This window comes from Flavobacterium sp. FG68 (genome assembly GCF_057808895.1).
This window is the reverse complement of sequence record NZ_JBMDIY010000002.1, coordinates 118,370-135,560: the sequence shown is the minus strand read 5'-3', so window position 1 is coordinate 135,560 and position 17,191 is coordinate 118,370. Positions and strand designations below refer to the sequence as shown.

Genomic DNA, 17,191 nt, shown 5'->3' with positions numbered 1-17,191 from the left:
GGCAAATGTTAAAAACAGGGTAATTTTGTTTAGCGATAGATAATTTGAGATTTTCTCAATGATCAAGTTATCGAGAATAAATTAATTTTGAGGCTAAAAACATTGTAAGTAACTAGTTACACTTTTTCTTCAAAAGGAATATTGCTGTCAAATATTTCATTTAGCAATACAACTATTTCTTCTATATAACTATTCAAAATTGTCTTGCTTACTGTTATATCCAGATCTTTTTCTTCTTTAAATCCAAAAGGCAAAAATCCTGACTTCAAATTTTTAAAAGAAATAATCCCAACTTCAATTGGAATATCTCCTGCACTTTCTTCAAACATAAATGCATAAGCTAAAACCTGAATAATTTTATCATTTTTAAGCTCTTGTGTTAATCCGTTCCACGATTTAAGTATAACGTTTGTTTTTTCGACTTTTCCAGTCTTATAATCAATGATTCTTATTTTTCCGTTACGAAGTTCAATTCTATCGACTTCACCGCCAATTAAAACAGGAAATGGTAAACTTGGATGATGCAGATATCTTTCATATCTAGTTTCCAAAGCAATAATTTTAATTGCATCTCCATTTTTAACTGATTCTAATTCCATTTTCAAAAAATTAGAGACATTTCGCTTTGCAACTTCAAAAGCTAAAAGATTTCGCCCTTTTTTAATTTCACCCTCTTTATACACCAATTTAAATTGTTTCAGCACTTCATCATCTAACAGTTTAAAACAGTTTAATAAATCAGATTCTGAAATAAATTTTCCAATAAAAGGTTCGTACAGCGTTTTTAATGTTTCGTGAATAATTGTTCCGAGTGTATTTAAAGCTATGTTTTCCTCTACTTCTTCGACTTCACGAATGCGCAGGATTTTTTGAAAATAAAACTCAATTGGATTACGGATATAACTCGTCAATGCCGAAGGAGAAAAACCTGCAGTGGCAATTTCTCTTAAACGCTCCATAACTGCTTCTGATTTCGGAATTACCATTGGCTGATATGCCGTAGCTGGTAATACCGGATTATAGATATCAAAAGTCAAATTATGCTTTGATTTTTTTTCGACTTCAAGCTGGGTTATAAAACGGCTGCGTTCTCCGGCATCTAATCCGTCGTTTTCGGTATTATAAATTAGATAGATATTTTTTGCGCGCTGTAATAAATGATAAAAGTGATAGGTATAAATAGCATCTTTTTCTTTAAAAGTAGGCAGACCTAATTCTTTCTTCACGTCATAAGGAATGAATGAATTCTGAGATTTTCCCGCTGGAAATTTACCTTCATTCATCGAAGTGACAATTACGGTTTCAAAATCAAGAACACGGCTTTCAAGAACTCCCATGATCTGCAATCCACGCAAAGGTTCCCCTTCAAAAGAAACTTCAGCTACATCAATAATCTGCTTATAAATAGCATGAAGTGTATCAATATTATCAATGTGTTTATGCTGCGAATAATAATTTATGAGTTTATTAATCACTTTAAAAACAGCATACACAAAAGTTTTAGCAATTTTCTCTTCTTCATTATCATTGCTAAAATTCTGTTTTATCAAAAGTAATATTGCCGAAATATTTTCAAGAACCGCTACAGATCCGTTTTCCCATTTCTGAAACAATAAAGAAAACAATTCAGATGGATTTTGATTAAGCTCTAAAATCTTATTCAGCGTAATAAAAGTATAATTATTCTCTTTGATTATTCTAACAATATGATTTGTCTTGGCATACGGTTCAACTAAAGGATGCGTCAAAATATCCAGAACATCTTTATAATAAAAAACATAACTGCCGCCAGCACGTGAAAGCGCATTGGTATGCATTTTGAAAAATTTAGCTACCAATATCTGCGAAGGGTTATTCTTCCCTGAATATCCCATTGTAATATTTAAAGCCCCAACCGAAGAAGGAAGAGAATATAAAACCGGAATTAAAAGATTTTCTTCTCCTAGTACTATTGCAACTTTATCAAGAGGAGCGTCTGGATTTTCATTAATTAAATTCTCAATAATGCTTCCGGCCAATTTAGCCTGCCCAATTGTTTTTGGTGTACCAATAACCTGAATGTTTTTGGTTTGAGAAAAATCATCTACAATCCATTCAAAAGGATGAAATTTATAATGTTTCCAACTTTCTTTAAAACGACGAACAAAAAGTCCTGCATCATGAAAAGGATCATTTAAAAAAGCTTGATCTACATCCCAGTAAATTTTGGCCTGATCAAGCGCTAAAAGATGCTGCACAATTTTTTCTTCTGCTGCATTTAAGGCATTGAATCCGGCAAAAATAAAATTACGATTGGAAATAGTATTTGAAAAATGATTCAGATTATTTACAGCTTCTCTATAAATCAAACCTTGATAACCAATTGATTTATTTAAAAGATGATTGTATAATGAATCATAATACAGGGGCAGCAGTTTCCAAAAGTCAATATAGTTTTCTAAAAGCTTAGTTTTATTTTCGACTTCTATTCCCCATTTCTTAATGTCTTCAATATCTTTTAAATAAGACAGAACATGATTCGGTTCCAAAAGATAACGATCAATTTCGTTAAAGTCCTGCAAAAGTGTTTTTGCCCAATTAGCAAACAACTCAAAAGATTGCTGATGCTGCTTTTCAGTAACTAATAAATAAACTTCATAAAACTCAAATAACAGTTCAATTGAATCTACAGACCGAATTGAAGCAACATCCTGCACAAAATCTTCAATGCTTATAATTTCAGGAGAAAGTATTGTTTTAGAAGTTTCTTTTTTAAGCGCTTCAATTAAAAAAACCTTAGCCCTTTTGTTAGGTAAAACAATAGTAGTTTCTGCAAGTTTATCTGAATAATCCTGAATTACGACAGCTGCAATTTTCTCTAAGAAAGATGTATTTATCATTGTATAAAAATAAAAAAAGCCATTCAATTAAGAATGGCTTTTAGTATTTATTTACAAAAGTAAATTATAGTTTACCTTGGTATTTAGAACCTATGTGTTTAATTTCAGTTCTTCTGTTTTGTGCTTTACCTGCAGCAGTTTTGTTACTTGCAACTGGTTGAGAAGATCCAAATCCTTTAGACTCTAAGTTTTCAGCGTTAACACCTCTTTCGATTAATGCATTTTTCACAGCATCAGCTCTGTCTTGAGATAATTTGTCGTTGATTTTAGCAGAACCTGTACTATCTGTGTGTCCTTCAATAGAGAATTTCGCGTTTGGATAGTTTTTAAGGATTTCTTTAATAGCGTCTAATCTAGCTGGAGTTTCTTTGTCACCAGTTTTGAAAGTAGCTTTTCCTGAGTTAAAGTAGATTGCTCTAGCTTGAACTTTAAGATCTTCTAAAGCTTGAGAAGATACTTCAGGACATCCTCTGTTACTAGCTGGACCAGCAACTGTAGGACAATCGTCATCTTTATCTAAAACACCATCTTTATCAGCGTCTAAGAAAGGACAACCACCATTTTCTTTAGGACCTGCAACTGTAGGACATTTATCGTCTTTATCAGCGATTCCGTCTCCGTCAGTATCAGGACAACCTTTTAATGCAGCTAAACCAGCAGTATCTGGACAAGCGTCATCTTTGTCAGCAACACCGTCTCCGTCTCTATCAGGACATCCGTTTAATGCAGCTAAACCAAATTCGTTTGGACAAGCATCAGAAGCATCAACAATTCCGTCTCCGTCAGTATCAGGACATCCGTTGAATTGTTTTAAACCAGCAACATCTGGACAAGCATCATCTTTATCGTAGATACCGTCACCGTCTGTGTCTTTACCACCAAATTTGAATACAAGACCAGCAGTGTGTTGGAAGTGAGATGGAGCATCTGGAGTAACACCATCCGCTTCTTCTCTATTTCCGCTTACAGACCATTTGTATTTTGTAGCTAACTCAAGACCAATAGCATCAGTAAACCAGAAAGTAATTCCAGCACCTGGATTTACAGTTCCGTAGCTGCTATCTCCGAAGAAAGTGTAACCACCACCAACAGATAACGAAGGATCAATCACTTTAGATTTGATTAATTCTTGGAAGCTGTATTTAATAGTAGCATCAATTCCGTAGTACATTAAGTCTCCAGGATTGTAAACGATCATACCTCTTGAATCATGTCCAGCAGCAGTTGGAGCATAAAGAACGTATTTATCAATTTTGTTTACAGATCCTTGTAAACCAACTGAGAAACCACTACCTACATATCTAGACACACCAATGTAAGATAAAGAAGGAAGAATATTCCAATTGTCTTTTACTGCGAATGGCTGAGAAAAGTGCGCAGGGAAAAAGTCAACATGATCTGGACTTGCACTAGTCCTTGTATCCACAGCATTCACCCCGAAAGAGATAGCCCATGGATTGTTACTGTCTTGTGCGTGAGAACTTAAACCCATCACCATCATTACAGCAACTAAAAGTTTGTTAAGATGTTTCATACTTAATTTTTTTAATTACAATTTAGTTAATTACAAGCAAAAGTAACACCAAATTTTTTAAATACAAAATCAAATGTTAAAAAAAACCTACAAAAATTACACTAATGTGGTAATTATATAACTTTTAACATTTTACCTGTTAATTTAAATGCTTCTATTGCCTTGTCCAAGTGCTCTTTAGTATGAGCAGCTGAAAGCTGGACTCTTATTCTTGCTTTATCTTTAGGAACTACAGGAAAGAAAAATCCTATAACATATATACCTTGTTTTAAAAGCTCATTAGCCATAGTCTGTGATAATTTGGCATCGTAAAGCATTACAGGTACTATTGCAGAATCACCATCTATTATATCAAATCCGGCTTCTTTCATTCCTTTTTTAAAGTAATTAGTATTCCATTCTAATTTATCTCTAAGTGTAGTATCTTTTTCTAATAATTCAAAAACTTTTATGGAAGCTCCTACAATTGCTGGCGCTAATGAATTAGAAAATAAATATGGCCTGGAACGCTGACGTAAAATTTCTATTATTTCTTTTTTTGCAGTGGTGTATCCACCCATTGCTCCGCCTAATGCTTTTCCTAATGTACCTGTTATGATATCAACACGTCCCATTACTCCTTTTGCTTCGAGTGTACCTTTTCCGGTTGCACCAATAAATCCGGCAGCATGGCATTCATCGACCATAACTAATGCATCGTACTTATCTGCCAGGTCGCAAATCTTATCTAGCGGAGCAACTAATCCATCCATAGAGAAAACACCATCGGTTACAATTAGTTTAAAACGAGTTCCAGCTTCAGTTGCTTTTATTAATTGCTGTTCCAGATCTTCCATGTTGCTGTTTTCATAACGATAACGAGCTGCTTTGCACAAACGAACTCCATCTATAATAGAAGCATGATTTAAACTGTCTGAAATAATCGCATCGTTTTCTCCTAATAAAGGTTCAAAAACGCCGCCGTTTGCATCAAAAGCTGCAGCATATAATATGGTATCTTCTGTACCATAAAAATCTGCAATCTTTTTTTCTAATGTTTTATGAATATCCTGTGTTCCGCAAATGAAACGTACAGACGACATTCCGAAACCATGTGTATCCATTGCGTCTTTTGCAGCCTGAACTACTTCCGGATGCGACGAAAGACCTAAATAATTATTGGCACAAAAATTTAAAACTGTCTCTCCTGTCGAAATTGTAATCTCCGCACCTTGAGCAGAAGTTATAATTCGCTCTTTTTTAAAAATTCCATTTTCTTCGATTGTCTGCAGCTCACTTTGCAGATGCTCTTTAATTTTACCGTACATTTTTATCTATTTAAAACGTTAAATATTAACAACTTAACCCGTAAAAAGAGTAGTTATTTCTTTAACATCTGATTAATATTTTCACAAATTTACCACTTCAATTTCCGATCCTATATATACCAAAACCTTTTTTAACACTTTGTATCCTAAATCTTCAATAGCATCTTGATATTCTTGAATTTGTTGCTGATATTTTGAATTAATTGCACCAGTTTTATAATCCAGTAAATAAGCTTCCTTATTATTAGTCAATACAACGCGGTCCGGTTTTAAAATCTTCCCCTCTTTTTGAACTATGGTCTGTTCATTTAAAACTTTATAATTACCATCAAAACAAATACTTAATTCGTCATGATTTACAATTTCATTTAGTGTTCTTAAAACCATTTCAGATTGATCAATGGTAATTAAACCATTTTCAAGTGCTTTTACAACTGCAAGATCTATATCTGACTTATCTTTTATAAAAGCCAAAATTTCGTGCACAATATTTCCATACGAAATTGCTTCCTGCTGATGTGTCCCCCACATTAAGGCTTCACGCTGTGCTATTTTAATATTTTTAGGATTTAAAACTTCTTTTACTATTGGAATTATCTTTAGAGTATCAACAGATTCTTCAGATTTAGAAAGTTTTGTTTTATTTCCAAATTCATATTCCAGCTTTTCAGAATCAAAAACTCCTTCGTGCATTAAAAATTTAATGAAATACGATGCCATATTATTTGGAAATTCACCGTCTTTTCTTTCTTTTAAAGATTGGGAAATAATATATAATTGCTCTTCGGCGCGTGTTAAGGCAACGTATAGAACATTAATATTATCTAATAATTCTTCCTGTTTTTTCAAATTAAAAACTACCGAAGCACTTTCACCAAAACCTTCAACTGCACTACTATTATCAATTAAGGCTTTTGGCACGCCTAAATCAGATTCTTCGGTATCGAGCCATAATTTATCTTTTGGTTTTCTGTTATAATCTTCTTCTGCAAAAGGCATAATTACAACCGGAAACTCCAAACCTTTTGATTTATGAATGGTCATAATTCGAACTGCATCATTTCCTTCCGGTGACGGAATACTGAATTTCTCAGCATTTTTATCCCAGTAATTCAAAAAATCAGCTATTCCGGCTTGGTTTCTAATATCTCTTTCTAAAACAATATCCAGAAAAAACTGCACGTAGGCATTTCCTTCTGACGGAGGTACAAATTTTGAAATGATTATTTCTACAGCTTCATAAAGTGATTTTTTTCGAACATTTTCAAAAGAAAGCGAAACATCAAATGTCAAAAGCCATTTTTCAAAATCTTCTTCAAATTGCTGTGACATTCCCTGAGCAATAAAATCATGAATTGGCATTTCGATTTCTTTATTTTCAGCTAAAAAATGAAGAAAGTAAGCTTTCGATTCTAAATCGGCATTGTTGTTTAAATATCTCAGAAGATTAATTATCAAACGAACTTCTGTCGCATTTTGAATCATTAATGTCTCTGATGATAAAAGCGGAATATTTTGCTCTGTCAGATAATTTGCAATTGCAATTCCCTGATCTCTTTTTCTAGTTAAAACAACAATGTCTTTATATTTAAAACCTTCCCGAAGTACTTTTTGAATTGTATTTAAAGTCGCTAAAACATATAAATCTGATTTTTCAACAACCTCTTCTTCATCGGCAAAATCATTTTTTTCGATTATTGGAAGAAAAGAAATATTTACATAACCTCCTTTTTTTGAATTTGTATTTTGAAAACTATGATTTTCATATAAATCTTTATAATCCTCATTTATAAATTCAGAAGAAATCAATTTAAAAAAGGCGTTATTAAAATTAATAACCTCGCTATAACTTCTGTAGTTTGTATCTAAATGTTTCAGCACTTTTTCATGACTAAAAAAAGAAACTTCTTCTTTCCCTAGTTCAATAAACTGCTCGGCTTTTCCTCCTCTCCATCTGTAAATAGATTGTTTAGGATCGCCCACAATCATTAAAGTTCCTTTATTACCATAATCATCTTCACCGGAAAGTGAATTATGGATTAACGGAATTAAATTCTGCCATTGCATTTCTGAAGTATCCTGAAATTCATCAATGAAAAAATGGCGATATCTTTCGCCCAAACGTTCATAGATAAATGGCGCAGGTTGATTCTGAATTTCACGATGAATGATCGCATTGAATTCTGAAATGGATAAAACATTTTGTTCTGATTGAATTTTTGCCAATTCGTTGCTCACTGTATTTAGCAAAGAAAGCGGCGTAATATTTTTTAAAAAGGCTTTGTAGAAATCTCGTTTTTCAAAATTCTTATAAACCTTGACCAAAATTTGAAGTAATTCCGGAATTATATTTTCAATTAATGATTTGTCTTTTGCAGTTTTATTAATGGCAATATCATCAAATTCATGAAAAGTTTTATTTCGTGGATTAAATTTTCCGTCTCGAATGTTTTCTAAGTGATTTGGAAATGTTCCTCTTGAAAATGATTTTAAATCAATTCCGTTTTTATCAATTAATGAAAGTGCTTCTATTGCAAATTGCTCGTTTTCTGATTCCAGTTCTTTGCACAACGCGAGCATTTTCTTTTTAATCTCAATAAATTCTTCTATTGTTTTATCGTTAAAATGAAGAATTTCATTTCGATTATTTTCATTTAAAACCAAGCGTCCGGTTTCAAGAATTTCTCTGGAAATATCCCAACTTTTATCATCGTCGGTTTTTTCCATTGTAAAATCGATCAGCAATTTAGTCAGTGTTTCATCCTGACCTGCCTGGGCTATAATGGCATCAACGGCTTCTACCAATAAATTTTCGGTATCCAGAGTGACTTCAAAAGTCATGGGAAGATTTAAATCGTGTGCAAAAGCACGAATTACTTTATGTGTAAATTTATCAATGGTAGAAATATCAAAAGCAGCATAATTATGAATTAAATGCTTGATGATACTTTGCGCTTTTACTTTAATCTGAATAATTGAAAGTCCGATATCTCGTGACAAATCTTCCATTAAATCGACGGCTTTTGCAGAAGGTTCGTCTTTTGCAAATTCAGACAAACTTCCCACAATACGGCTTTTCATTTCATGAACTGCCTTGTTTGTAAAAGTTATGGCTAATATATTACGGTAAGCATCGGGAGTTTTTGATGAAAGAATAATTTTTAAATATTCTTTAACTAAAGTATACGTCTTTCCTGATCCTGCAGATGCATCATAAATGGAAAAAGACGGACTTTGCATAGGTTTGGTTTTTTGTATTGTAAAAATAGTACAATAATATCAAACCTCAATAATGTAAAGTTTTCAAATTCCAAAAAATAAAAATTCCAAATTCCAATATCTGCGTGCAATGAACACTCAAACATTGGAATTTGGAATTTTTATTTTGAATTTTAAATATAATCTATTTAGTGTTTTGGAAATGCTCTTTTATTGAAAACTAACAAGATTCCAACACCTGTAGAAATCGCCATATCGGCAACATTAAAAATAGCATTGAAGAACATAAAATGTTTTCCACCAAAGATTGGAAGCCACGATGGAAGATCCCCTTCCCAAATAGGAAAGTAAAACATATCTACGACCAAACCATGAAACCATGTTCCATATGGATGCGGCGAGAAAAGTGTTGCCAGATTATGTGTGCTGTCATCAAAAATAACTCCGTAAAAAACAGAATCGATAATATTACCTGCGGCTCCGGCAAAAATTAAAGCTATTGAAACAATCAAATAAGTGGAGTGACGTTTCTTAACAGCATCAGCAAGCCAGTACCCAATTCCGAATACGGCAAAGATTCTGAAAACAGTCAAAATCAATTTTCCGTATTCTCCCGGAATTTTTGTTCCCCAAGCCATTCCTTCATTTTCAATAAAATGAATTCTAAACCAATCAAAAAGCACCACTTCTTCACCTAGAACGAAGTTTGTTTTTACATAGATTTTAGAGAGCTGATCGACAATTAGAACTAAAAATATAAGGAAATACGCTTTTCTTAATGACATTTTATGATTTTTTGATGCGCAAAAATAACAATTAAATCAAAAAAAACGCTCCCTTGGGAACGTTAATTGTTTTGTAATAAAACTTAAACAAAATAATTTGCTTCTATTATTAGTTTTTAATCTATCTTTTTGCAACAGCATTTGCCGGACTATCTGAAAAGAATTCTGAGATAGATTTAAAAATTCCTTTACTGGGTTTTCCAGCGGCAGCTCTCTTGGCTTCTGCTTTTTTAACTTCTGCCTTAAATTTAACGCGTAATTTTTCAAATTCCTTCATTCTGTGCTCAACATCGGAATTTACATCTTTGAATTTCAATACTTTAGCCATAGTGTAAGTTTTTTAAGTAAAAAAATAAAATATTTAACGATTTGGTTTTACAATAATACATAATTTAATTTATATTTGTTAAAAAGAATTAACAATTGTTTAGGAATATTCACAACTACATTTGATAATATATACCAAAAACGAATTAATTTTAACTCTTTCCTCAAATCTTACAAAACTATGAATGAAATAACTACTATTCTAAACAACTTTTTGGTCGAAACAAAAGCCAGTGCAGCTTTAATCTTAAACGGAAAAGGAAAACTAATCACTTCTCTTAATCTGGATTACAGCGACAGTATTGCTGCAATGAGTGCAGGAATTTTATCCATGAGCGAAAAATTTCTAATTGACCTGGAAAAAGGCTCTTTAAAACAACTTTACTTAAAAAGTTCCGATGGGGTTGTCGTCGGAAATAAAATCAGCGGTTCTAACTTCGTGATTGCATTTTCACGTGAAGGAAGCAACCTTGGTATCTTAATGCACTCTACTGATGAATTATCTGTAGAATTAAGCAAAAATTCTCTATTAAAATAAACATACATCTATTAACCACAAACCCCAAGAACTATGAGTAACGACTTTTTAAACGTTTTTTTGAATGAAATGAAAACTAACGTAAACGGCTTTATTGCTGTAGCTGTAACAGAAATTGAGACAGGATTAAGCTTTGGTAACATAACAGTAGATTCAGCTTTTGATCCTGAACTGGCAGCTGCTTATAATCTCGAAGTTGTAAAAGCAAAACTGAATGCGGTAAAAGCCTTAGGTTTAAATCAGGATATAGAAGATATTTTGATTACGCTTTCAAACCAAATTCACATTATTGACATTTCGCCAAACAAAAAATTCATGATTTATCTTGCTGCAGATGCAACAAAAGCAAATCTTGGGATGACAAGAGCGGTTTTAAGAAAACACAAAGCAGATTTAGAAAAAAATCTAGCGTAACAATTTTACTTTTAAAAACCGTCATCGATAAAGACGGTTTTTTTTGTGACTATTGTAAAATTTCTTAGGTAATTATACTTATCACATTCTTACAAAATAAATTTATTTTTAAATCAATTTATTTTGACTAATTATAAATAATTTCTTTCATTACGTTGTTTTATCAGCAAAATCAAACAAGTCAAAACATTAAACAAAAAAAAACGCCCCTAAAAGGAGCGCTTATTGTATTATGTATTTTTGATTATCTCTGCAAATTCTTAGCTTCGATACTCATTGTCGCATGAGGAACGATTTTAAGCCTTTCTTTGCTGATTAATTTACCTGTTACTTTGCAAATACCGTATGTTTTGTTTTCAACACGGAAAAGCGCGTTTTTTAAATCGCGAATAAACTTCTCTTGTCTAATAGCTAACTGAGAGTTTGCTTCTTTTGACATTGTTTCGCTTCCTTCTTCAAAAGCTTTAAAAGTTGGAGAAGTATCGTCAGTTCCGTTATTCAAATCATTCATGTAAGCACTCTTAATTAAATCAAGATCTGCTTGCGCTTTTTGTATTTTGCTTTGGATTATTTCTTTGAACTCTGCCAAATCAGCGTCAGAGTATCTTGTAATTTCATCTATCATGGTATTATACTTATTTTGAAATTAATATCAATGTTTTAATATCATCAAACTCAATTTCTGTGCCGTTTTCTAAAGCGTCAACAAAAACCAAATTATCTGTTAGTGTCTCAGACTTAATATAGTCTTCATTTTTAGAAACCGCTTCCTCTAATGGACCGTTTCTTTTTATTTGTACTTTGATCTTATCAGTAACTTCAAATCCTGAATCTTTACGGATATTCTGAATTCTGTTTACTAATTCTCTCGCGATACCTTCGTTTTTCAATTCTTCAGATATTGTAATGTCTAGTGCAACTGTAATTCCGTTTGAATTTGCAACCAGCCATCCTTCGATATCCTGCGATGTTATTTCGACGTCTTCTAGTGATAAAGTTACATTATTTCCAGCAATAACAATATCTAACGTTCCCTGCTTGTCCAATTGGTTGATCTGATCTGCAGAAAAAGCTTGTATTTCCTTAGAAATCAACCCCATATCTTTTCCAAAGCGTGGTCCAAGAGCCTTAAAATTAGGCTTAATCTGCTTAACTAAAATACCCGAATCATCGTCTAAAAGTGCAATTTCTTTCACGTTTACTTCGGCTTTTACCAAGTCAGAAATCGCTTCGATTTCAGCTCTCTGATTCTCGTCAAGTACTGGAATCATTACCTTTTGCAGAGGCTGGCGTACTTTAATCATCTCTTTTTTACGCAATGATAAAACCAAAGATGAGATTGTTTGCGCCTTCTGCATTTTGCTTTCCAACGTTTTATTAACAAAGTTTTCGACAAATTTTGGAAATTGAGCCAAGTGAACACTGGCAAAATCCTCAGTTCCTGTCGAAGCTGTCAAATCTCTGTACAATTTATCCATGAAAAAAGGAGCTACGGGAGCGCTTAATTTGCTGATTGTTAACAAGCAAGTATAAAGCGTTTGGTAAGCTGCAATTTTATCATGGGCATATTCACCTTTCCAGAAACGACGACGACATAAACGAACGTACCAGTTACTTAAGTTTTCCTGAACGAAATCAGAAATGGCTCTTGTTGCTTTTGTTGGTTCGTAATCTTCATAACATTCATCTACAAATTTGATTAATGAATGCAATTCAGAAATGATCCATTGATCGATTTCCGGTCTTTCGTTTAACGGAATTTCTGCTTCAGCGTATTTAAAACCATCGATATTAGCATATAACGAGAAGAATGAATACGTGTTGTATAATGTTCCGAAGAATTTACGGCGAACCTCAGCAATTCCTTCAATGTCAAACTTTAAGTTATCCCAAGGATTTGCATTTGAAATCATGTACCAACGTGTGGCATCCGGGCCGTATTCTGCAATTGTTTCAAAAGGATCTGTTGCATTCCCCAGACGTTTAGACATTTTTTGTCCATTTTTGTCAAGAACCAAACCATTTGAAACTACGTTTTTATACGCTACTTTATCAAAAACCAAAGTTCCGATTGCGTGTAAGGTATAAAACCACCCACGAGTTTGATCTACTCCTTCTGCAATGAAATTTGCAGGGAAATCTTTGTTTTCGTCAATTTTATCTTTGTTTTCAAAAGGATAATGCCATTGTGCATAAGGCATTGCTCCAGAATCAAACCAAACGTCAATTAAATCACTTTCGCGTTTCATTGGCTTACCTGAAGCCGAAACTAAAGTAATTTGATCGACTACATTTTTGTGCAAATCAATTAAATCATAATTTGATTCAGACATGTTTCCGATTTCGAAACCTTTAAATGGGTTTTCTTTTTGAAAACCAGCTTCGATCGATTTTTCGATCGCATTGTATAATTCTTCAACAGAACCAATCAGAACTTCTTCTTTTTTGTCTTCCGTTCTCCAGATTGGCAATGGAATTCCCCAATATCTAGAACGAGATAAGTTCCAGTCGTTGGCATTTTTTAACCAATTTCCAAAACGTCCTTCACCAGTAGATTTAGGTTTCCAGTTGATAGTTTCGTTCAGGTCGAACATTCTATCTTTTACATCGGTTACTTTTATGAACCAAGAATCTAGTGGATAATATAACAACGGCTCATCAGTTCTCCAACTGTGTGGATAACTATGTACGTATTTTTCAACCTTAAAGGCTTTATTTTCTTCTTTTAATCGAATTGCAATTTCAACATCTACTGATTTCTCTGGAGCTTGTCCTGCATCGTAATATTCGTTTTTAACATATTTACCTGCTAAATCACCTAAATGAGAAGTGAATTTCCCTTGTAAATCAACTAAAGGAACTGGATTTCCTTCTTCATCCAAAACCAACATTGGCGGAACTTCCGGTTTTGCTTCTTTTGCTACTTTAGCATCATCTGCACCAAAAGTAGGCGCTGTATGCACAACTCCTGTTCCGTCTTCTGTAGTTACGAAGTCTCCGGCAATTACTCTAAATGCGTTTTCAGCATTTTCATATGGCAACACATAAGGCAATAATTGTTCGTAACGAATTTCTAACAAATCAGCTCCCTTTGCTTCGGTTAAGATTTTATACGGAAGTTTTTTGTCGCCGTTTTTAACATTATCAAAATCAGCATCGTCTTCACTTAAGAAAAATCCTTTTCCAAATTGTTTTCCAACTAAGTTTTTAGCTAAAACAACATTGATTGGCTCAAAAGTATATTGATTGAATGTTTTTACTAAAACATAATCGATTTTTGGCCCAACTGTTAAAGCTGTATTTGATGGTAATGTCCATGGAGTTGTCGTCCATGCCAAGATGTGAATATCTCCAAAACCTTGTAAAAAGCCTGGAAGCGTTTCTGGCAAAGTTTTAAACTGCGCTACGATTGTAGTATCTGTAACATCTCTATAAGCTCCCGGCTGATTTACTTCGTGAGAAGATAATCCTGTTCCTGCTTTTGGAGAGTATGGCTGAATCGTGTATCCTTTGTAAAGCAAACCTTTATCGTAGATTTGTTTTAAAAGCCACCAAACAGATTCCATGTATTTTGGTTTATACGTTACATATGGATCTTCCATATCTACCCAATAACCCATTTTTTCGGTCAAATCATTCCATACGTCCGTATAACGCATTACGGTTTTTTTACACGCTTCGTTATATTCTTCGATAGAAATTGTTTTACCAATATCTTCTTTTGTAATTCCTAATTCTTTTTCGGTTCCTAATTCAACAGGTAAACCGTGAGTATCCCAGCCTGCTTTTCTTTTAACCTGAAAGCCTTTTTGAGTTTTATATCTGCAAAAAATATCTTTAATCGCACGCGCCATCACGTGGTGAATTCCTGGTAATCCGTTTGCTGAAGGCGGACCTTCAAAAAATACGTAAGGCTCTGCACCTTCGCGAGTAGTTACACTCTTTTCAAATATATTTTCTTTCTTCCAAAAATCAAGAACTTCCGACGCTACAGTTGGCAAGTCAAGTCCTTTGTACTCAGTAAATTTTGTACTCATTTTATCCTTTTCTTAAACGAGGTGCGAAAGTAAGGAATTTTGAATTATTGTCCATCAATTTCTTTAAATTTCACAAACTTTTGTTGAGATAATGGGTACAAAAACAAAAGAATTGGTCAATTTTTGACAGTAATCTCAAAATTTTGAGTCCACATTCCAAAAACTAACCAATTCTAATTATTTTCTTCAGAAGAATAAATTCTTATTTAAATCCTCCGAAATAGACTTCTTTCATAAAAATTCTATTTCCAAAAACAGGGTTTATTTCTACTTTTTCACGTACTTCCTGATAAATGGTTTCTCCGTTAAAATCTTCAATTTCGTAATTAATTTTATACGGGATTTTTCCTGAATTTAATGCTGCGATTGGACGATAATCTCCATAAAGTCTTTTTTCAAAAAAGCTTTTATTTCCGTTGTCAAATTCTGTTTTTTCTGTCGAAACGATATTGTAATTTTCTTTATCAATAAAAACGTGATAATCTGTTTTAGGAATTGTTCTGTTTCCTGTACTTAAGGTTTTTTCAAAATAGTTCAAATGATAACATAATCTTCCTTCATACATTTCATCTTGTAAAACTTCAAAATTATTCCACAAATCCAGTCTTAAATCTGTAAGGAAATTAATTAAATCAACATTCTTAGATAAATTATTGTAATCATAAGTTGTCGATTTTGCCCATTTGGCATTTAAACCACTTTCACGATCGTCGTGACTCCAGGCTTCGGCACCATTTACAATTTCATAATAGGTTTCGGGCATTTTTTTCTTCAAAAGATAATTTGTGCTTGTTGCCCATTTTTCTTCTGTTTGAGGTATGTTATTTCCTTCTATTGAAAGTTTAGAAAAATAATGTGCTTTTTCTACTTTTTTCAAAGCCTGGCTTCCGCCTAAATTATCTACTACTTTTGCCAGTAAATTAGCATTTGACTGATATGGAATTGAATCCAAAAGATTAAATCTTTGGGTTTTTGCTTTTTCTAAATAAGCTTCACGACGTGCTTTTTCACTTTCCCATTCGGCATCTTGCTGCTGGATTTTTTCAAAAAAGGCTAATCTTTTTTCTTCTTTTTCTTCTGCAATTTTAAGTCCTAATTTTTGAAGATCGGCAAAACGTGTGGTGTGGCTTCTTATTTTTTTATCGACAAAAAAACCTCTATTTACACTTTTTACGATAGCAGTTCCTCTGGAATCCTGTTTGTCATTCTCAATAAGTAAATTAGCATATAATAATGCTTTTTCTTTATTTTCAAGTAAAAAATACGTTTCGGCTAAATTGTTTGTTACTATAAATCGGATGTTTTCATTTGCGGGCGAAGGCGGATATTTTACTAATAAACTTTCCAGATATTGCAAATGCGGTAATAACAGTTTTTCGTCTAAGCCTTTTTCCAAAGTTACTTTAGCCATTTGAGCTGTGATTTCGTTCTCAAATGCCAGCATCTGGTTGTATTCTGAATGTCCTTTAGATGTTACAAATTCAAACTTGACTTTATCTTCACCTGTTTTGTACCTTAATGTGTAGTTAAGATATCTTTGTATTGCTTCAACAGAACTGTAAATTACCCGGTCTAATCCTAATTCTGCAACTGTATAATTATCATCTTTCTCTGCTTGTGCAAGCTTTTTATTGTTCATATCAACTGCACCTTTCAAATTGTCTTTTTTAGATCCAAAGGCAAGTAAATAAGATTCTACAGTATTAAAATCCTGAGTTAATAGAAGTTTATCTGCACATTTCGCTTCTACTTTTATTTTTACACTATAATTAGAAAAAGCCTGAAATACCCAGCCATTCTTCTCTTTATCAAATATACTGTCAATTTTTGTTGCTTTATATTGCGGTAGTTCAACGGTTAAATAAATTTTTAGTTTTCCGTTTGCAGGATCTTTTATAAAGCCTTCTATATTAAAGAATTTTTTCTTCAATATAGGCTCTTCTTGTATCAACTGCTTATCCATTTGATAAAAAGTGGTCTGCGTTAAAACATTATCCAGAACAGGAAATTCTGAATACTTAATTACGGGTATATAAAATTTCTTCTTTTTTGAGCTTATTTTTTCTTGTGCCTGAATTGAGCCAATTACAAGCAAAGTAATTAAGAGTATTATTTTTTTCATAGGCAAAAAAAAAGCCACCAGAAATAAAT

11 protein-coding genes are annotated in these 17,191 nt (G+C 32.9%); 2 read left to right on the top strand and 9 right to left on the bottom strand.

What is annotated here, in order from left to right; translation table 11 throughout:
* Window positions 1–116 precede the first annotated feature (116 nt).
* The 6 genes from ACODSB_RS01930 to ACODSB_RS01905 all read right to left on the bottom strand — a co-directional run bounded on the left by ACODSB_RS01930 (window position 117) and on the right by ACODSB_RS01905 (window position 10,052).
* Window positions 117–2,879, bottom strand: a complete 2,763-nt coding sequence (locus ACODSB_RS01930) for a PD-(D/E)XK nuclease family protein (protein WP_488935799.1) — start codon at window positions 2,877–2,879, stop codon at window positions 117–119.
* A 64-nt stretch (window positions 2,880–2,943) separates the two neighbouring features.
* Complete coding sequence (locus ACODSB_RS01925; RefSeq protein WP_180855893.1) at window positions 2,944–4,413, bottom strand: OmpA family protein; 1,470 nt, start codon at window positions 4,411–4,413, stop codon at window positions 2,944–2,946.
* Window positions 4,414–4,526: 113 nt separating this feature from the next.
* Window positions 4,527–5,720 (bottom strand): glycine C-acetyltransferase, encoded by a 1,194-nt coding sequence (kbl, locus tag ACODSB_RS01920; RefSeq protein ID WP_256636294.1) that lies wholly within the window; start codon window positions 5,718–5,720, stop codon window positions 4,527–4,529.
* Between the two features lie 81 nt (window positions 5,721–5,801).
* Window positions 5,802–8,960: a UvrD-helicase domain-containing protein gene (locus ACODSB_RS01915; protein ID WP_488935798.1), complete on the bottom strand. Its 3,159-nt coding sequence runs from the start codon at window positions 8,958–8,960 to the stop codon at window positions 5,802–5,804.
* Between the two features lie 167 nt (window positions 8,961–9,127).
* A complete protein-coding gene (locus ACODSB_RS01910) occupies window positions 9,128–9,724 on the bottom strand; it encodes a lipoprotein signal peptidase (protein WP_073485592.1) in 597 nt (198 codons plus the stop codon).
* 121 nt (window positions 9,725–9,845) lie between these two features.
* Window positions 9,846–10,052, bottom strand: coding sequence for a hypothetical protein (locus ACODSB_RS01905; protein ID WP_053473351.1), 207 nt, complete (start codon window positions 10,050–10,052; stop codon window positions 9,846–9,848).
* A 180-nt stretch (window positions 10,053–10,232) separates the two neighbouring features.
* On the opposite strand from ACODSB_RS01905, the gene ACODSB_RS01900 reads away from it, so the two are divergent.
* Together ACODSB_RS01900 and ACODSB_RS01895 are read left to right on the top strand one after the other, a co-directional pair.
* Entirely contained in the window at window positions 10,233–10,589 is a 357-nt protein-coding gene (locus ACODSB_RS01900) for a roadblock/LC7 domain-containing protein (RefSeq protein ID WP_053473352.1), read from the top strand.
* A gap of 33 nt (window positions 10,590–10,622) precedes the next feature.
* The gene (locus ACODSB_RS01895; RefSeq protein ID WP_053473353.1) at window positions 10,623–11,003 is read left to right on the top strand and encodes a hypothetical protein; all 381 of its coding nucleotides are present in this window, start codon (window positions 10,623–10,625) and stop codon (window positions 11,001–11,003) included.
* A 244-nt stretch (window positions 11,004–11,247) separates the two neighbouring features.
* On the opposite strand, the gene ACODSB_RS01890 is transcribed toward ACODSB_RS01895, so the two are convergent.
* The 3 genes from ACODSB_RS01890 to ACODSB_RS01880 all read right to left on the bottom strand — a co-directional run bounded on the left by ACODSB_RS01890 (window position 11,248) and on the right by ACODSB_RS01880 (window position 17,162).
* Window positions 11,248–11,628, bottom strand: a complete 381-nt coding sequence (locus tag ACODSB_RS01890) for a TraR/DksA family transcriptional regulator (protein ID WP_017497677.1) — start codon at window positions 11,626–11,628, stop codon at window positions 11,248–11,250.
* A 10-nt stretch (window positions 11,629–11,638) separates the two neighbouring features.
* On the bottom strand, window positions 11,639–15,040 hold the full coding sequence (gene ileS / locus ACODSB_RS01885; RefSeq protein ID WP_053473354.1) for an isoleucine--tRNA ligase: 3,402 nt from the start codon (window positions 15,038–15,040) through the stop codon (window positions 11,639–11,641).
* Window positions 15,041–15,242: 202 nt separating this feature from the next.
* Window positions 15,243–17,162 (bottom strand): hypothetical protein, encoded by a 1,920-nt coding sequence (locus tag ACODSB_RS01880; RefSeq protein WP_488935797.1) that lies wholly within the window; start codon window positions 17,160–17,162, stop codon window positions 15,243–15,245.
* Between the last annotated feature and the right edge of the window lie 29 nt (window positions 17,163–17,191).